Below are 16852 nucleotides of genomic sequence, written 5' to 3' on the forward strand. Positions count from 1 at the left end.
CATGTCCGAACGTCCCGTGCGGCTGACCCGCTCCGCCTTCAGGCTGTTTCGCCCCATCGCCACGCGCTGGATGGACAACGACGTCTACGGGCACGTGAACAACGTGCATTACTATTCCTATTTCGACAGCGCGGTGAATGCCTGGCTCGTCGAGGAGGGATTGCTCGACATCGGGACGAGCCCGGTGGTCGGGCTCGTGGTGGAATCGGGCTGCACCTATTTCGAGAGCGTCGCCTTTCCCGAACGGCTGGAGGCCGGCATCGCCGTCGCGCATCTCGGCCGCTCGTCGGTGCGCTACCTGATCGGCATCTTCAAGGAGGGAGCCGAGATCGCGGCGGCGCAGGGCCATTTCGTCCACGTGCATGTGGAGCGGGCGACGCAGCGCCCCGTCGACATTCCCGCGAGGACGCGCGAGGCGCTTACGCGGCTCGCCTGAGCCGGCCCGTGAAGGACACGAGGGCGACGCCCGACAGCACCACCGCGCCGCCGCACAATTCGCGCAGGCCAACGCTCTCGTTCAGGAACAGGACCGCGAGCAGGATGGTCCAGACCGGCCCGAGATAGCTCACCATGGAGGCCCGGGTCGGTCCCGTGCGCCGGATCAGGTACATGAACAGCAGGATCGGCAAGGCTGTCGACATGACGCCGAGCGCCAGAAGCGGCGCCAGATGCGACGGCACGGGCGCGAAGGCCGAGGGGCCGGCGATCATCAGCGCCAGGATCGTCGCCGCCGTGCCGGAGCCGATCTGCTGGCCGAGCGCCATGCGCGCCGGGTCCACGTTCCGGACGGTGCGCACATAGACATTCGCCGCCCCGTAGCTGCAGGCGACCAGCACCATGGCGGCAATTCCGAGGGGGCTGATTCCGCTGTCGGGCAGGGCCGCCGGGCCGATGAGGATGCCCATGCCGACAAAGCCCACCAGAACGCCGAGAAGCCGCTGCGGGCTCAGCCGTTCCTCCGCGAACAGCAGGTGGGACACGATCGTGACGATCAGCGGGGACGAGGCCTGGATCATCGCGGCGGGCGCGGTGTCGATCTGCGTCAGCGCATAGGCCACGAGGACGTTCGGCAGCCAGCCGTTGAAGGTGCCGAGAAAGGCCCAGACCTTGAGCTCATGGCGCTGCGGCAGGATGGTCTTGCCCTGGGCCAGGAACCACGCGGCCAGGGATGCCGCTCCGATCAGCCCCCGCATGGCGGCCAGGACGAACGGGTTCAGGTTCCCGCTCAGCTTCACGAACAGGAGCGCGCTGCCCCACAGGAAGGAGCAGACGAGCAGATTGGAGAGAATGAAGGCCGGAGACGGGGCTGGGGGCGATGGAGCCGCCTTGGCGGTCTGGGACGACATGGACCGGCCTTATGGTCCGAGGAGATCGAGAAGGAAGGGGATCAGCGGCTCGTCCGCGGGCGGCATCGGATAGCTGCGCAGCTCCTGCGGCTTGACCCATTTCAGGGCCTGGCCCTCCATGGATCGCACGAAGCCCTCCCAGCGGCGGCAGATGTAGAGCGGCATCAGGAGGTGGAAGCTCTCATACGCGTGGCTCGCGAAGGTGAGCGGCGCGAGACAGGGCTCCTTCACGGTGATGCCGAGCTCCTCCTGAAGCTCGCGGATCAGGGTCTCCTCCGGCCGCTCGCCGGGCTCCACCTTGCCGCCCGGAAACTCCCACAATCCGGCAAGCTGCTTTCCCTCGGGCCGCTGGGCCAGAAGGATGCGGTTGTCCGTGTCGATCAGCGCGACCGCGACGACGAGGGTGAGTTTGAGCGGCTGCATGGCTCCTGGGCCTCAGCTCCGGTAATCGCCGTTGATTTCCACATAGGCCTTGGTGAGGTCGCAGGTCCAGGCCGTGGCCTCGCTGCGTCCGAGGCCGAGATCGACTCGGATCGTGATCTCGTCGCCCTTCATGTAGGCCGAGGTTTTGGTCTCGCTGTAGTCGGGATCGCGCGCGCCCTTCACGGCCACGCGGATGTCGCCGAACCAGATGGCGAGCTTGTCGCGCTCGGCCGGCTCGCCCGCCTTGCCCACGGCCATGACCACGCGGCCCCAATTGGCGTCCTCGCCGGCCACCGCCGTCTTCACGAGCGGGGAATTGGCGATCGCCATGGCGATGCGCTTGGCCGAGGTCGAGCCCGTCGCACCCGTCACCTTCACGGTCACGAACTTGCGCGCGCCCTCGCCGTCGCGGGCGACCTGCTGGGCGAGGTCGCAGAGCAGGCCCTCGAGCGCCGCGCGGAATTCCTTCAGGCGCCGGTCGCTCGGCAGCGAGATCGTGGGCGCGCCGCGCTTGGCCGCGGCGCCGGTCGCGAAGAAGAGCAGGGTGTCGGAGGTGGAGGTGTCGCTGTCCACCGTTACGCAGTTGAAGCTCTTGTCGGCGCCCTTCTTGAGCAGGGCCTGGAGGACGGGAGCGGCGATCGGCGCGTCGGTGAAGATGAACGAGAGCATGGTCGCCATGTCGGGCGCGATCATGCCCGCGCCCTTGGCGATGCCGTTGATCGTCACCTCGACGCCGCCGATGGTGGCCGTGCGGGTCGCGACCTTCGGGAAGGTGTCCGTGGTCATGATCGCCTTCGCGGCGTCGAGCCAGGCGGAGGGCTTCGCCTTCTTCTCGCAGGCTTCCAGCACGCCCTGGAACTTCGACGCGTCGAGCGGCTCGCCGATCACGCCCGTGGAGGCGATGAACACCTGGGAGGCGCGGCAGCCCGCGGCCTCGGCGGCGATCTCGGCGGTGAGCTTCACCGCCTCGGAGCCCTTCCTGCCGGTGAAGGCATTGGCATTGCCGGAATTCACCACGAGCGCGCGGGCCGTGCCCTTGGCCAGGTTCTTGCGGCACCAGTCGACGGGAGCCGAGGGGCATTTGGAGCGCGTGAACACGCCCGCCACGGTCGTTTCCTTGGGCAGGGTCACGTAGAGCACGTCCGTCCGGTTCTTGTATCGGATCCCCGCCTCCGCCGTGGCCAGCCGGACTCCGTCGATGGCGGGCAGGCTGGGGTACGTCTTGGGCGCGAGCGGAGACACTGTCTTGGACATGCGGGCTCTCAGAAGGTGAGCGATGGAACACTGTTAGGAACCGCGACCTGTGGTTTTTTAAGGCTTTTTGTCAAGTCAAAGCTGCACGGGGAGGGGGCGTGGCGGCAAGGAACGCGGGTGCTGTGTCCTCGTTGACCCGGTCTGCAGCCGATGGGGGCATACATGGCCGGCGAGGATCCGCGTAACCTGGATGGCGGCTCGACCTTCGAGGGCGAGGTCGAGAACCAGACCAACCGCCAGGGCGGCATCGACCCGAACCGCATGGGCCGGGCGAACAAATAATGGATCTCCACCGTCATTCCGGAGCGGGCGGCCGCCGCTCCGCCCTTCCTCCACGGGTCGCGGATATGGATCCGCGCCTGCGTGGGGATGACAAGGGCGGCAATGGGCGGAACGAAAAAGGGCGGCCTAGCGCATCGTGCGGCCCTTCGGGGCCGCTCGAACGATGCGCTCTTCCAAGAAGGGAGCATCGGATGGAATCCCAAAAGTGCAAGTCCACTTTTGGGATCGATGCTCCAGGGGCCGCCCTTTGACCGTGAAAGGCGTGCTTACTGCTTCTTCTGCTCGACGAGGTTGCCCTTCTCGTCCAGGCGTTCGATCTTGGCGTCCTTGCGCAGGCCCGTGATGAGGTCCTGCTGCGCCTTCCGGCCGAGATAGGCCTCGACCTGATCCTTGGTTTCATCGAAGCTCGGCACCGGCTTGGTGCGCTTCTCCTCCACCTTGATCACGTGCCAGCCGAACTGGCTCTTCACGGGCTCGGAGATCTGACCCGGCTCGAGCTTGAACGCGGCTTCGGCGAAGGGCTCGACCATCCGGTCCTTGGTGAAGAAGCCGAGATCGCCGCCGTCGGTCTTGGAGCCGGGATCCTTGGAGACCTCGCCCGCGACCTTGGCGAAATCCTCGCCGCCCTTCACGCGGTCATAGGCCTTCTTGGCCTCTTCCTCGCTGTCGACGAGAATGTGGCGGGCACGCACCTCCTGCTCGGGAGGCAGGCCCTTGACGGTCTCGTCGTAGAGCTTGCGGGCGGCTTCGGGGTTCACGGCCTTCTTGGCGGTCTGATCGAGATACGCGTCCAGGAGAGTCTTGTCCCGGTTATAGGCGAGCTTGCGGGCAAAATCCGCGCCGCTGCCGACCTTGGCGGCTTCGGCGGCCTTGGCGCCGAGCTTCAGGTCGATCAGATAGCCTATCAGAAGCTCGCGCTTCTGCTCGTCGGGCACGTTCGGCATCTGCAGGGCAGGATCCTCGGCCGCGATGGCGAGATCCCCTTCCGTGATCTCCATGCCGTTCACGCGGGCGACCACCTTGGAGGGGTCCACGGCGGGCACGGCGGCCGGCGAGGTTGCCGGGGACGAGGCCGGGGGCGTCTGGGCGAAGGCGGCGCCGGCCATCAGGGGCAGGGCGACTCCAAGGGCAAGAAGGCTTTTACGTACCGGGAGTGAAGACATGTCGGATCCTCTGGTGGGCTGACTGAGCCCATGGACAGCAAGTTCAGATGGCTCAACCTGTTTACGTTTGCAAGCGATGGCATAATTATGCCACAGCATCCCGCAGGGCGCGGCCTTATTTCCAGGCCCGTTCGCGGGGTCTTGGGCTGCGCCGTTCCGGCACGGTCTTTAAGATGCGCATCCGCATAATTAGGTCTATAAGGCGGCCCCAACGCCCCTTATCTCCTGGAATCTGGAATTCTGAAGGCTCTCGATGTTCGGTTCATTCGCGAAGAAAATCTTTGGCTCGGTCAACGACCGCCGGCTGAAGTCCTACCGGCCCAAGGTCGCGGCCATCAACGCGATGGAGGCCGAGCTGGAGGCTCTCTCCGATAGCGAGCTGCGTGCCCGCACGGAGGAGTTCAAGGCTCAGCTCAGCCAGGGCAAAACCCTGGACGACATCCTGGTCCCCGCCTTCGCGACGGTCCGCGAGGCGGCCAAGCGGACGCTCGGCCAGCGCCACTTCGACGTGCAGCTGATCGGCGGCATGGTGCTTCACGAGGGCTCGATCGCCGAAATGCGCACCGGTGAGGGCAAGACCCTGGTCGCCACCCTGCCGGTCTACCTGAACGCCCTTGCGGGCAAGGGCGTCCATGTGGTCACGGTGAACGACTACCTCGCCCGCCGCGACGCCGAATGGATGGGCCAGATCTACCGCTTCCTGGGGCTGACCGTCGGCATCATCGTCCACGGCCTCGACGATGCCGAGCGCGCTCAGGCCTATGCGGCCGACATCACCTACGGCACCAACAACGAATACGGCTTCGACTATCTCCGCGACAACATGAAGTACGAGATGTCGCAGATGGTCCAGCGCGGGCACAACTTCGCGATCGTGGACGAGGTGGACTCGATCCTCGTCGACGAGGCCCGCACGCCGCTCATCATCTCGGGGCCCCTCGACGACCGCTCCGAACTCTACAACGCCGTCGACAAGGTCATCCCGCGCCTGAACAAGAGCGACTACGAGCTCGACGAGAAGCAGCGCTCCGTGGCCCTGACCGAGGATGGCACCGAGAAGATCGAGGAGCTGCTGCGCGCCGAGGGCCTGCTCAAGGAGGGCGACCTCTACGATGCCCAGAACGCCACCCTCGTCCACCACATGAACCAGGCGCTTCGGGCCCACACCCTCTTCCAGCGCGACAAGGACTACATCGTCCGCAACGGCGAGGTGGTGATCATCGACGAGTTCACCGGCCGCATGATGCCGGGCCGCCGCTATTCGGAAGGCCTGCACCAGGCGCTCGAGGCGAAGGAGCACGTGCAGGTTCAGCCCGAGAACCAGACGCTCGCCTCCATCACCTTCCAGAACTATTTCCGCCTCTACGAAAAGCTCGGCGGCATGACCGGAACGGCCGCGACCGAGGCCGACGAGTTCCTGGAGATCTACAATCTCGAAGTGGTCGAGATCCCGACCAACCGTCCCGTCTCGCGCATCGACGACGACGACGAGGTCTACCGTACGGCGGAGGAGCGCTATCACGCGGTCATCCGCGACATCGAGACGGCGTCCGCGCGCGGCCAGCCGATCCTGGTGGGTACCACCTCGATCGAGAAGTCGGAATACCTCGCGGACTTCCTCGTCAAGGAAGGCTACAAGCTCATCGACTTCGAGGACCCGCAGGCGCTGGAGCCCCTCTACAGGGATGCGCGCGCCGGCCGCGGCACGAAGCATTTCGCCGTGCTGAACGCCCGTTTCCACGAGCAGGAGGCCTTCATCGTCGCTCAGGCCGGCGTGCCGGGCGCGATCACCATCGCGACCAACATGGCCGGCCGCGGCACCGACATCCAGCTCGGCGGTAACGCCAAGATGCGTATCGAACGCGAGCTCGTCGGGGTCGAGGGCGAGGAGCGCGCGCGCCGCGAGAAGGAAATCCTCGACGAGATCGCAGCCTTCAAGGAGAGGGCCCTGGCCGCCGGCGGCCTCTACGTGCTCGGCACCGAGCGCCACGAGTCCCGGCGCATCGACAACCAGCTGCGCGGCCGCTCGGGCCGCCAGGGCGATCCGGGCCGCTCCAAGTTCTACCTGTCGCTCCAGGACGACCTGATGCGCATCTTCGGCTCCGACCGCATGGACGGCATGCTGCAGAAGCTCGGTCTCAAAGAGGGCGAGGCCATCATCCATCCGTGGATCAACAAGGCCATCGAGCGGGCTCAGGCGAAGGTCGAGGCGCGCAACTTCGACATCCGCAAGAACATCCTGAAATACGACAACGTCATGAACGACCAGCGCAAGGTCGTGTTCGAGCAGCGCAAGGAGTTCATGGCGGAAGAGAGCGTGCGCGAGACCATCGACGACATGCGCCACGGCGTGATCGAGGACACCGTGTCCCGCGCCATCCCCGAGAACGCCTACGCGGAGCAGTGGGACATCCAGGGCCTCAAGCAGAACGTGGCCAACTTCCTCAACCTCGACCTGCCCATCGAGGACTGGGCGAAGGAGGAGGGCATCGCGGACGACGAGATCCGCGAGCGCATCACCAAGGCGGCCGACGAAGCCTATGCGCAACGCGTGGAGGCGAACTCGGCCGAGGTGATGAACTACGTGGAGAAGCAGGTTCTGCTGCAGAGCCTCGACCATCTCTGGCGCGAGCACCTCGTCACCCTCGACCACCTGCGCCAGGTCATCGGCTGGCGCGGCCTCGCCCAGCGCGATCCGCTCAACGAGTACAAGTCCGAGGCCTTCGAGCTGTTCAACAACCTCGTCACGCATCTGCGCGAGCAGGTGACCGGCCAGCTCATGCGCATCCAGGTGGTGTTCCAGCAGCCGGAGGCGCAGCCCCTGCCGGCCATGTTCCCGCAGCATCTCGATCCCGCCACCGGTGAGAACGAGTTCGACATGCCGCAGGGTGCGGCCTTCGGCGAAGGCGGAGCTCAGGGCTTCGCCGCGACCTCCATCAACCCGGCTACCGGCGCGCAGCGCGACCCGAACGACCCCTCCACCTGGGGCCGGGTGAGCCGCAACGAGCCCTGCCCATGCGGGTCCGGCAAGAAGTTCAAGCACTGCCACGGCCAGTTCGTGGCGTAAGGCGAGGAGCCCGATAGGATATGAAAAAGCCCGGCCGTTGCGCCGGGCTTTTTCTTGGCCGGCTTCAGAACAGCCTCGCGTATGAAAGATGTTCCGACGTTCGTGATTAACGTTATGTCATCTAGAAATGCGGGTTGATATGACATAATACCATTGCCATGATGCCATTCTCGGCTGTCAAATGCGCTCAAGTAGGCAAGACGTGTCACACGCTCAGGATCGAATATGGCCGAAGAAATTTACGTCCGCGCCGTAACGCGGCAGGATTTCGAGCAATGGCTTCCCCTCTGGGACGGATACAATGCGTTCTATGGGCGCTCTGGAGCGACCGCGCTCGCCGCTGACATCACGCAAATAACATGGGCCCGTTTCTTCGATGCCTACGAGCCCGTTCATGCTCTTGTCGCGGAGAGCAACGGGCGATTGCTCGGACTCGCCCATTACATCTTCCACCGCAGCACGACCGCGCTCGGCCCCACCTGCTATCTGCAGGATCTGTTCACCGATGAAGCGGCTCGCGGACAAGGTGTCGGCAGGGCGCTGATTCAGGAGGTTTATGAGCAAGCCAGCAAGGCCGGGTCACTGCGGGTCTATTGGCAGACTCACGAGACGAACCGGACAGCGATGCAGCTTTACGACAACGTTGCGGACCGTACAGGCTTCGTCGTTTATCACAGGCGCTGGTGATAAGGGCCGACGTCCATAGGACTCACGATGCTTGCTCTCTCTCTTTGGTGAAGCATCGTTCTTCGCGAAGAACCGGTTCCCATTTCTTCGCACGCGGCTCTCGATGCCGTTTCCCCGCCTGCTGCCGCTATATTGCGAAATGGAGCGGGAGCTGGTTGAAGACAGGTCACATATGCTCTTTTTGTTGCGATCTCCGGACTTACCCCGGGGATCCCCGACTGCGAGGACGCAGCGTTCCCGAGACGTGGATGGCCGGATCGGGTCCGGCCACGACGATGAGTTTCCGAACGAGCGGCCGTGGCGCCGTTAACGGCGATAAAGATAGTCGTCGGGAAGACCGAGGCGGCGGCAGGACTGGACGGCGGGGGAGGATGGCAGGACGAGCCGGTCGGCCGTCCGGGCCATGGTGTATACGAAGGCGCGCTCGAACGGGTTGAGCCTCCAGCGCTCCTCGAGACCGAGCCGTCCGCGCACCCAGGGGGGCAGGATTTCGACGGCGGCCTTGAGCAGCACCCTTTGCAGGGGGCGCGCCGGAACGGGCAGGATCGGGGCCCGCCTCATGATCTCAAGGAATTCGAACACGATGGGCGAGGGAGCGATCCTCGTTCTCATCGCGTCGAACAGGCCGTCGAGTTCCTCCGGCGAGGAGGGGGCTCCCACGGCCCCGTAAAGCCGCGCGATCGGCGCGGATTCCACGAACAGCGAACGCCGTTCGCTCGTGGTCAGGCGCTTCGCATAGGCCTGATAGGCCTGGGTGAAGCCGAAGCCGGCCGTGGCCTGAACCCAGGAGAGCAGGGCCGGATCGTTCGCATGGTACGGCTCGCCCTCGCGGGTGAGTCCGACGACGCGGTCATGGCGCCTGACCACGCCCGCGATCATCGCCTCCGCCTTGCTGCGGGGACCATAGACGGTGATCATCGCGGCAAGGCCGGTCCGCCGGAGCCGGGTGAGGGGATCCGTCCGAAAGCGGCTGTGCTGCCACACGCCGTCTCGAACGCGCGGCTCGCCGAATTCGAGCAGGACGGCCGTTACTCCGCCGATGAAGACGCTGACCGGGTTCTTGAAGACGCGCCAGGAAACGGATTGGGCCGGGATGAGGGCGGGCTCGAAGGGCGGAGACGAGAAATCGAAGGTCCGGACAGGCTGCAGGAGCGATCGGGCGAAGCTGTCGATCTGACGCTGCAACAGCTTCGGGACGGCGATGAGACTCGGATCGTCGGACACGGCAGGCCTCCGATCTTCAATTCGCTCGCAAACGGGAAGTTGCCGATGCCATGGGGAGCCTGCCGGAGCATCCACAAAAAAGCCCGCCTTAGCGCATCGTGCGAAAAAGTGGCCCCGGTTTTTCGCACAAACGATGCGCTCCTCTAAGAAGGGGGCATCGGATTGATCCCAAAAGTGGATTCCACTTTTGGGTCCGATGCTCGAGGGGCGGGCTTTGACACGAGGTCGTTCGGGCCGGTCAGTTCCTGACCTGGGCCAGCTTCAGGCCGGAGGCGGCGTCGGCGCGCTTCTGCGGCTTTGCCGGGATCCTGGCGGCCGGGGCGATCGCAGCCGGCGCGGCCTGGACCGATTCCGCCGCAGGCTGAGAGGGGGCGCTGAAGAGGTCGGCGACATTGCCGAACATCTTCTTGTAGAAGGGCGTCTCCTCGGAGGACGGGGCCGGAGCGGAGGCCGCCGGCTGAGCCGCCGCCACGACCTTGGGCTTCGGGGCCTCGGCGGGCACTTCCTTCATGGACGCGAAGGCCAGGGCCGGAGCCGGGGTCTCGATCTTCTCGCGGCCGCTGTCGTCGAGGGCGATCTGCTGCGGTCCGGACGCGATGCCTTCGGTCCGGCTCACGAAGCCGAGCTTGGTATCGGTGACGCCGGACGCGTTGGCCAGCGCCGTGCGGAAGGATTCGTGGGTGTCGCCGTCGTGATAGACGAGCTTGATCGGCTTCATGCCCTTGGAGACGAGGTCGGCCACCTCCTGCTCGTCATGGCGCTGCTTCTGCGCCACGGCGGAGGCTACCTCGGAATCGGCATTGAACTGATAACGCCGGTTGGCGACTGAGACCTGCACCTCTTCCTTCGAAATCTCGAAGGTGTCGGAGCCTTCCTTCAGGTTCTTCCAGAAGGCGATGTTCGTATCGAGGCGGTGCTTGGCCAGGTTCTCGGGCGTCATCCGGAACGGATAGGACTGGAACTGGAAGGCGCGCTGGCCGCTCGCGAAGGACTCGCGGGCAATCGCGTAGATTTCCGCGATGTTCTGGTCCGTCATGGCGAAGCAGCCGCGCGAGGAGCAGGAGCCGTGAACCATGATGTCGCCGCCATTGCGACCGAAGGAGCGGTCATAGGCGTTCGGGTAGCCGGTGTCGAACGACAGGTAATAGGCGGAGTTCGGGTTCATCTGCGCCGGGGTGACCGCGTAGAAGCCTTCCGGCACCTGGCGGTCGCCCTCACGGGTCTTGGGCCCGAGCTGGCCGGACCAGCGGCAGATCGGATAGGTCTTGAGCAGCGCGTATTTCCCGTTGGAACCGCGCTTCCAGACCTCCAGCTCCGACTCCTTCTTGTAGGCCCGGATCAGGATGGGATCGTTCTTGGACATGCCCTTGGTGGACATGAGCGCCATGGTGGCCGGCGGAATCGGTGAAAGATGGCGCGTAGAGCCTCCGGCGAGATTCTCGTCCTGGCAGGCAGCAAGCGCGAGCGCCAGGCTCGCGGCCAATGCGATACGCTTCAACATGGGGGACCCCGCAATTCTGATCTGTCGGCTCTATGCCTGACAGTTCCCCTTAATCCCTAAATCGTTAGCCTTAACTGCTCATTACTGCAAGCGTGGCCGTGATAAAGTCATAGTTAAGGGGAGGTAAACACGCCCCCTTCCCGTATTCCGGAGGGCCACCTCTTCGGAGGGAGAGGCGGCCTGAAAGGGACGCGAGGGCCGCGACCGGAGGGCGGCCCTGGCAGATCGCGGCGCTCTGTTCAGAGCTTGCGGCCGATATTGAGGAACTTCTCGGCCCGGTGATCCCGGATCTCCGCCGGACCCATGTTGCCGAGATCGTGGAGGGCTTCCTCGATGGCGGCGCCGGCAGCCTGGATGGCGGCTTCGGGGTTGCGGTGGGCGCCGCCCACCGGCTCGGTGACGATGGCGTCGATGATGCCGAGGCGCAGGAGATCCTGGGCGGTGATCTTCATGTTGGTGGCGGCGTCCTGGGCGCGCGCCGAGTCGCGCCAGAGGATCGAGGCCGCGCCTTCCGGCGAGATCACGCTGTAGATGGCATGCTCCATCATCAGCACCTTGTTGGCGGTGGCGATCGCGATGGCGCCGCCCGATCCACCCTCGCCGATGATGATGGACACGTTCGGCACGCCCAGGCCGAGCTGCGTCTCGGTCGAGCGGGCGATGGCTTCGGCTTGGCCGCGCTCCTCCGCCTCGATGCCCGGGTAGGCGCCGGCCGTGTCCACGAAGGACAGGACGGGCAGGCCGAAGCGGTCGGCCATTTCCATCAGGCGCACGGCCTTGCGGTAGCCCTCGGGGCGGGCCATGCCGAAATTGTGCCGGATGCGGGTTTCCGTGTTATGGCCCTTCTCCTGGCCGAGCACGCAGACGGGCTGGCCCCGGAAGCGGCCGAAGCCGGCCATGATGGCCTCGTCCTCGGCGAATTTGCGGTCGCCGGAAAGCGGCGTGAACTCGGTGATCAGGCCGGCGCAGTAATCGACGAAGTGGGGCCGCTGCGGATGGCGCGCGACCAGGGTCTTCTGCCAGGGCGTGAGCTTGGAATAGAGATCCTTCAGGGCGTCCGCCGCCTTGGCTTCCAGGCGGGACACGTCCTCCGTGATGGAGACGGCGTCCCGGTTCTCCCCGAGGGCACGGAGCTCTTCGACCTTCGCCTCAAGCTCGGCGACAGGTTTTTCGAAATCGAGATAACTGCGCATCAGACTCTATGAAAAATGAAGGCCGGCGACGCTGAAGAGCCTCGCCGGTGGGGGCGGACACTGGCGATTTAGGGCCTTCAAGTCAAGTTCCGAGCCCGATCGAGCTTCCAAACACCACCTGATGCATGAGCCGTCCGGGGATCAGCGTGAATGCTCCCGTGAGGACAAGGCCGATGAAGAAGAGAAGCATCATCGCTCTGCGGTGGCCCGCGATCCGGCCCCGTCTGGCGTGGATCACGGCGATCGGCAGGGTCATCAGGGTCAGGGCGGAGAGGGCATGGATCGGCCCGAAGGGGCCGATCCAGGGACGGCTCGAGACGATGCCGAGGGAGCTTAACGCCACCACGCCCATGAGCACGACCCAGAGCCAGCCGGCCCGCCGGTGGCCCCGCATGCCCTTGCGGCTCGCCATCTGATAGGCGCCGAGCCCGAAGGCTCCCAGAGCCGCCGCCGCGTGAATCTGAACCACGGGCGGAGCCGACAGGAGGGGTGCGAAGGACATGGTGCGGCCTTGGCTTTCACGGCAGGATCGATCATTTATGTTGGCAGTGACAACATAAGGGTCATGTTGATCGTGTCAACATCGGAATCCGATAAGCGGAAAAGACATGGCGGCCGATCCGGCAAGGGGGGGCGCTCCGCTTCCGGATATCACCATGGCGATCTCCGGCGGGCGCTGATCGCGGCGGGGCGCGAACTCGTCGCGCGGGACGGACCCGCCGCCCTGAGCCTGCGCGAGGCGGCCCGGCTCGCAGGGGTCTCGCACAACGCTCCCTATCGCCATTTCGAGAACCGGGAGGCGTTGCTCGCCGCGATGGCGGCGGCGGGCTTCGCCGATCTCAGGGATGCCCTCCTGGCGGCCGCCGAAGCGCCGCCCGAGCGGCGGCTCGAGGAACTCGGCAAGGCCTATCTGGGCTTTGCCCTGAACCACCGGTCCGATTTTCTGCTCATGTTCGGCTCGGTTCTACCCATAGGCCAACACTCCGAGCTGAGGGAGACGGCAGCATCCGCCTTCGATGCTCTCCGGCAGGCCGTTGCGGCGGATCCATCCTCGACAAACCCCGAACAGGAACAGCGGGCCATCCGGGCTTGGGCCCTGGCCCACGGGCTCGCGCATCTCGTGGCCGACGGACAGCTGACCCTGGACGCCGCCATCCAGGCTCTTGAAGGCTAGGGTTACGCCTCACGGCTAGGCCTACGCCGCACGAAGGCGGCGCGACTTGCTTGGTGGAGAATCGATCGCACAAATGGGTGCCGGTTTTGCGGTCGATTCTCCCGGACGCGCGGCAGGACGATCGAGGGTCAGCGCTCCGAGGACATCCGGGTCGCGGTTGCCGGGACGAAGGCCGGAGCTGTGCGGCGGGAGCGGCGCACCGCCATGACGGTGCCGGGGCGGTAGAGCTGCTTGGTGGCTTCCACGATGTGAAGCCCCGCGAAGGGCAGGGAGAAGCCCGCGCCGATGCGCTCCCACGCCTGCGCGGTGCCGAGCACCAGGCGATTGGTCAGCGGCGGCACGTAGAGGGTTTCGGCCCAGCCCTCGGGCGAGAACCAGGTCTGCCGCATGAGGCTCTTGAGCTGCGAGCGGCTGTAGGGCTGTCCGTATCCGAAGGGGGTGGTGTCCATCCTGGCCCACAGGCCGCGACGGTTGGGAGCCACCATGATGATGCGCCCGCCCGGGGTCAGAATCCGCCAGATCTCGTGGAGGAGCTCGCTCGGGCTCTCCACGGTTTCGAGGGCGTGCACCAGGAGCACCCGGTCGATGGAGGCCTCGGGCAGCGGCATCATCAGCGGGTCCACGAGAGCCGAGGCCGAAACGCCCGTGCCGGGCCAGTTCACCACGCCCTGGTTCGCGGGCATGAAGGCGATCGTCCGCTCGCTGTCGGCCCTGGCGGCCGAAAGATAGGGCGGCGCGTAGCCCAGGCCGAGCACCCGCAGGCCCGTCAGCGGCCCCCAGAAGCGGCCGATGGCCCGGCCGACATAGCGGCGCGTCACGCTTCCGAGAGGGCTCGCGTAGAAGCTGCGCAGGTCTGTGATGTCGATGCTCATGGCCTCGTCGAGACAGGTTTCGGTTCGTGCGGACAACGCATGACGGCGGACCCGGTTTTTCGCTGCCGCGGACCCTCCGCTCCCGCCGGACGATGGGCTGCGCCAGGAATCGAGCGCCGGATGAATCCCGAAGGTGGATTCCCCTTTCGGGTCCGAGGCTCTAGTTAAAGTCTTCCATGACAGCTTCCAGCACATCAAGACAAGGTTCGGCGATGTCGGCCCAGATTCACGCCTTTCTCTGCCTCCAGGACAATATCGGTGTTCTGATCAACGATCCCGCCACGGGCTCCTGCGCCGCCATCGACGCCCCGGAGGAGGGGCCGATCCTGGCGGCCCTGGCCGAGACGGGATGGACGCTCACGGATATTCTCGTCACCCATCGCCACAGCGACCACGTCCAGGCCGTCGGGGCCTTGAAGAGCCGCACCGGCTGCCGGGTGGTGGCCCCCGCCAAGGCCCGCGAGGCGGTGCCCTCCGCCGACCTGTGGGTGCGCGAGGGCGACGGGGTGCTGGTGGGAACTCTCCAGGCGCGGGTCCTCGAGACGCCGGGCCATTGCGCGGACCATGTCTCCTACTGGTTCGACGAGGACGGCGTGCTGTTTGCAGGCGATACGCTCTTCACCCTCGGCTGCGGGCGCATGTTCGAGGGCACCTATGCCGATTTCTGGCATACGCTGCAGCGCCTCGCGGGTCTGCCCGACGAGACGCGGGTCTATTGCGGTCACGATTATACGCTCGCGAACGCGCGCTTCGCCCTGGCGGCCGATCCGGACAACGCGGCCCTGAAGGCCCGTGCGGCCCAAGCGGAGCGGGCAAAGGCCGAGGGCCGCTTCCTGGTGCCGTCGACGATCGGCGATGAAAAGGCCACCAATCCGTTCCTGCGGGCGGGGGAGCCGGCGCTTGCGAAAACCGTTCATAAGGAAGGCGCCGCGCCCGTGGAGGTCTTCCAATCGTTAAGGGAATGGAAGAACAGGTTCTGATGCGCAGCGCATGCGAGGAGCGGCAGGTTTCATGAACGATCACAGCCTCATCATCGGATTGGAAAGCCGGCTCCTGAACGCGTGGCCGTCATTCGAGTATCAGGCTTATGACGGCTGGATCCTGCGTCTGGCCAACGGCTATTCGAAGCGCGCCAATTCCGCGACCCCGTTCCTGCCGAACGCATCGCTCGACGAGGAGCTGATCGACCACATGATCGCGCGCTTCGTCGAGGCCAACGTGCGCCCCACCTTCCGGCTCAACGGGCTGGAGGCCGCGGAGGCGAACGAGCGTCTGAGGATGCGCGGCTTCAGGGAGATCGAGCCCACCCATGTCCTCGTGGCGGCGATCCGGCAGGGGGATTGCGAGGCCGATCCGGAGGTCGAGCTCCAGCCGCAGGTCTCGAAGAGCTGGGTGCGCGAGACGGCGGAATCCTATGGCGGCGACAAGGCCGACGGCGCGACGCTGATGCAGATCGTCTCCCGGATCCGGCAGAAGACCGCCTTCGCCACGCTGAGCCTCGACGAGAAGCCGGTGGCCTGGGGGCTCGGCGTCGTGGAGCGGGGCTATGTCGGCCTCTACGACATCGTCGTCGCGCCGGACCTGCGGGGGATCGGCCTCGGCCGCCGGGTCGTCACGAGCCTCATGGCCTGGGGCTGCAAGGAAGGCGCGCACAGCGCCTATCTCCAGGTGCGCGAGGAGAACGAAGTCGCTCGCTCCCTCTACGGAACGCTTGGTTTCGCGACGGCCTATCGCTACACCCACCGGGTCATGCCGGGACGGTCCGTTTAGGCGCCATCGTGGCCACCAGCGCGCCCGCCACGATGAGGCCGCAGGAGAGCGCGAGCGTGAGCGTCGGCTCCGCATAGCCCGCGAAAACGAGCACGAGCGTCGAGAGGACGGGCGTCGCATAGGAGGCGACGCCGAGCAGCCGGATATCGCCGCGCTTCATCCCGATATCCCACACATAGAAAGCCGCGCCCACGGGGCCCAATCCCAGCGCCAGGACGGCGAGCCACTGGGTCGCCGTCTGCGGCCAGAAGGTCGTCTCGAACGCAAAGTGGCAGATCCAGCTCAACAGCGACGTCAGCAGGCAGAAGCCCGCCACCGCATCCGTGGGAACCTGGCCGAAGCGGCGCGAGAGCACGGAATAGCTGCCCCAGACGAAGGCCGCCACGAAGGAGCAGAGATAGCCGGGGAGGAACTCCGTCCGTGCGTCGAAGGCGCCGCGCCCGGCGATGAGCACGATCACCCCGGCAAAGCCGAGCAGCGCCCCCGCGACATGGGCGCGCCGCAGATGCTCGCCCGGCAGAAGCGACGAGAACAGGACGATGAGCAGCGGCCAGAGATAGTTGATGAGGCCCGCTTCCGCCGGCGGCGCCAGGCGCAGAGCCGCGAAATAGAGCGCATGATACCCGAACAGGCCGCCGATCCCGAGCGCCCAGACGACGGGCTTCTGGCGCAGCGCCTTGATACCCTGCGGACGGATGACCCAGCTCACCATGCCGACGATGCCGCCGATGAGGAACGTCATGGCGTTGAGCTGGAACGGCGGGACCGTGCCCGTGGCCGCCGTGAACAGGGCCAGCAGGGACCAGAGCAGGACGGCGATCAGGCCGATGGTGGTGGCGGTGCGTGTCGTCATGGTGCCCGCCTCGTAGAGCATCGGACGTGAAAAGTGGAATCCG

Annotated in this window: 16 protein-coding genes; 6 read left to right on the forward strand and 10 right to left on the reverse strand. The window is 65.8% G+C overall.

What is annotated here, in order from left to right; translation table 11 throughout:
* Nucleotide 1: 1 nt before the first annotated feature.
* The gene (locus RE429_RS03450) at nt 2–436 is read left to right on the forward strand and encodes an acyl-CoA thioesterase (RefSeq protein WP_414472983.1); all 435 of its coding nucleotides are present in this window, start codon (nt 2–4) and stop codon (nt 434–436) included.
* Here RE429_RS03450 and RE429_RS03455 read toward each other — a convergent pair.
* From RE429_RS03455 to RE429_RS03470, 4 genes are all read right to left on the reverse strand, one after another.
* Nucleotides 420–1346 (reverse strand): DMT family transporter, encoded by a 927-nt coding sequence (locus RE429_RS03455; RefSeq protein WP_414472984.1) that lies wholly within the window; start codon nt 1344–1346, stop codon nt 420–422. The two genes, RE429_RS03450 and RE429_RS03455, sit on opposite strands and share 17 nt — an antisense overlap.
* A 9-nt stretch (nt 1347–1355) precedes the next feature.
* Nucleotides 1356–1769, reverse strand: a complete 414-nt coding sequence (gene mutT, locus RE429_RS03460) for an 8-oxo-dGTP diphosphatase MutT (protein ID WP_414472985.1) — start codon at nt 1767–1769, stop codon at nt 1356–1358.
* 12 nt (nt 1770–1781) lie between these two features.
* The gene (argJ, locus tag RE429_RS03465; RefSeq protein WP_414472986.1) at nt 1782–3023 is read right to left on the reverse strand and encodes a bifunctional glutamate N-acetyltransferase/amino-acid acetyltransferase ArgJ; all 1242 of its coding nucleotides are present in this window, start codon (nt 3021–3023) and stop codon (nt 1782–1784) included.
* 548 nt (nt 3024–3571) lie between these two features.
* Nucleotides 3572–4468: a peptidylprolyl isomerase gene (locus RE429_RS03470; RefSeq protein ID WP_414472987.1), complete on the reverse strand. Its 897-nt coding sequence runs from the start codon at nt 4466–4468 to the stop codon at nt 3572–3574.
* A 253-nt stretch (nt 4469–4721) separates the two neighbouring features.
* Between RE429_RS03470 and secA the strand changes: the two genes are divergently transcribed.
* Together secA and RE429_RS03480 are read left to right on the forward strand one after the other, a co-directional pair.
* Nucleotides 4722–7535, forward strand: coding sequence for a preprotein translocase subunit SecA (gene secA, locus RE429_RS03475; protein WP_414472988.1), 2814 nt, complete (start codon nt 4722–4724; stop codon nt 7533–7535).
* Nucleotides 7536–7760: 225 nt separating this feature from the next.
* Entirely contained in the window at nt 7761–8222 is a 462-nt protein-coding gene (locus RE429_RS03480) for an N-acetyltransferase family protein (RefSeq protein WP_414472989.1), read from the forward strand.
* A gap of 306 nt (nt 8223–8528) precedes the next feature.
* Here the strand turns inward: RE429_RS03480 and RE429_RS03485 are convergent, their stop codons facing one another.
* From RE429_RS03485 to RE429_RS03500, 4 genes are all read right to left on the reverse strand, one after another.
* A complete protein-coding gene (locus tag RE429_RS03485) occupies nt 8529–9446 on the reverse strand; it encodes an oxygenase MpaB family protein (protein ID WP_414472990.1) in 918 nt (305 codons plus the stop codon).
* A 238-nt stretch (nt 9447–9684) separates the two neighbouring features.
* Nucleotides 9685–10947, reverse strand: coding sequence for a L,D-transpeptidase family protein (locus tag RE429_RS03490; protein ID WP_414472991.1), 1263 nt, complete (start codon nt 10945–10947; stop codon nt 9685–9687).
* 239 nt (nt 10948–11186) lie between these two features.
* On the reverse strand, nt 11187–12140 hold the full coding sequence (locus RE429_RS03495) for an acetyl-CoA carboxylase carboxyltransferase subunit alpha (protein ID WP_414472992.1): 954 nt from the start codon (nt 12138–12140) through the stop codon (nt 11187–11189).
* 82 nt (nt 12141–12222) lie between these two features.
* Entirely contained in the window at nt 12223–12642 is a 420-nt protein-coding gene (locus RE429_RS03500) for a DUF2306 domain-containing protein (RefSeq protein ID WP_414472993.1), read from the reverse strand.
* A 63-nt stretch (nt 12643–12705) separates the two neighbouring features.
* Between RE429_RS03500 and RE429_RS03505 the strand changes: the two genes are divergently transcribed.
* Nucleotides 12706–13314, forward strand: a complete 609-nt coding sequence (locus RE429_RS03505; protein ID WP_414472994.1) for a TetR/AcrR family transcriptional regulator — start codon at nt 12706–12708, stop codon at nt 13312–13314.
* A gap of 128 nt (nt 13315–13442) precedes the next feature.
* Here RE429_RS03505 and RE429_RS03510 read toward each other — a convergent pair whose 3' ends face one another.
* Nucleotides 13443–14186, reverse strand: coding sequence for a class I SAM-dependent methyltransferase (locus tag RE429_RS03510; RefSeq protein ID WP_414472995.1), 744 nt, complete (start codon nt 14184–14186; stop codon nt 13443–13445).
* A gap of 212 nt (nt 14187–14398) precedes the next feature.
* Here RE429_RS03510 and gloB point away from each other — a divergent pair, with 212 nt between their 5' ends.
* Both gloB and RE429_RS03520 read left to right on the forward strand, forming a co-directional pair.
* Entirely contained in the window at nt 14399–15166 is a 768-nt protein-coding gene (gloB, locus tag RE429_RS03515; RefSeq protein WP_414472996.1) for a hydroxyacylglutathione hydrolase, read from the forward strand.
* Between the two features lie 31 nt (nt 15167–15197).
* Nucleotides 15198–15956, forward strand: coding sequence for a GNAT family N-acetyltransferase (locus RE429_RS03520; RefSeq protein ID WP_414472997.1), 759 nt, complete (start codon nt 15198–15200; stop codon nt 15954–15956).
* Here the strand turns inward: RE429_RS03520 and RE429_RS03525 are convergent.
* A complete protein-coding gene (locus RE429_RS03525) occupies nt 15934–16809 on the reverse strand; it encodes a DMT family transporter (RefSeq protein ID WP_414472998.1) in 876 nt (291 codons plus the stop codon). The genes RE429_RS03520 and RE429_RS03525 overlap by 23 nt on opposite strands.
* Between the last annotated feature and the right edge of the window lie 43 nt (nt 16810–16852).

Source organism: Microvirga sp. M2, from assembly GCF_047497095.1.
Lineage (GTDB): Bacteria > Pseudomonadota > Alphaproteobacteria > Rhizobiales > Beijerinckiaceae > Microvirga.

Bases quoted from the DNA above. Each gene is read 5' to 3' on its own strand.
- RE429_RS03495 (WP_414472992.1), bottom strand. From the start codon at position 12,140: ATGCGCAGTTATCTCGATTTCGAAAAACCTGTCGCCGAGCTTGAGGCG.
- RE429_RS03505 (WP_414472994.1), top strand. From the start codon at position 12,706: ATGTTGATCGTGTCAACATCGGAATCCGATAAGCGGAAAAGACATGGC.
- RE429_RS03490 (WP_414472991.1), bottom strand. From the start codon at position 10,947: ATGTTGAAGCGTATCGCATTGGCCGCGAGCCTGGCGCTCGCGCTTGCT.
- RE429_RS03525 (WP_414472998.1), bottom strand. From the start codon at position 16,809: ATGACGACACGCACCGCCACCACCATCGGCCTGATCGCCGTCCTGCTC.
- RE429_RS03510 (WP_414472995.1), bottom strand. From the start codon at position 14,186: ATGAGCATCGACATCACAGACCTGCGCAGCTTCTACGCGAGCCCTCTC.
- secA (WP_414472988.1), top strand. From the start codon at position 4,722: ATGTTCGGTTCATTCGCGAAGAAAATCTTTGGCTCGGTCAACGACCGC.
- RE429_RS03455 (WP_414472984.1), bottom strand. From the start codon at position 1,346: ATGTCGTCCCAGACCGCCAAGGCGGCTCCATCGCCCCCAGCCCCGTCT.
- RE429_RS03500 (WP_414472993.1), bottom strand. From the start codon at position 12,642: ATGTCCTTCGCACCCCTCCTGTCGGCTCCGCCCGTGGTTCAGATTCAC.
- RE429_RS03470 (WP_414472987.1), bottom strand. From the start codon at position 4,468: ATGTCTTCACTCCCGGTACGTAAAAGCCTTCTTGCCCTTGGAGTCGCC.
- RE429_RS03520 (WP_414472997.1), top strand. From the start codon at position 15,198: ATGAACGATCACAGCCTCATCATCGGATTGGAAAGCCGGCTCCTGAAC.
- RE429_RS03450 (WP_414472983.1), top strand. From the start codon at position 2: ATGTCCGAACGTCCCGTGCGGCTGACCCGCTCCGCCTTCAGGCTGTTT.
- gloB (WP_414472996.1), top strand. From the start codon at position 14,399: ATGTCGGCCCAGATTCACGCCTTTCTCTGCCTCCAGGACAATATCGGT.
- RE429_RS03480 (WP_414472989.1), top strand. From the start codon at position 7,761: ATGGCCGAAGAAATTTACGTCCGCGCCGTAACGCGGCAGGATTTCGAG.
- argJ (WP_414472986.1), bottom strand. From the start codon at position 3,023: ATGTCCAAGACAGTGTCTCCGCTCGCGCCCAAGACGTACCCCAGCCTG.
- mutT (WP_414472985.1), bottom strand. From the start codon at position 1,769: ATGCAGCCGCTCAAACTCACCCTCGTCGTCGCGGTCGCGCTGATCGAC.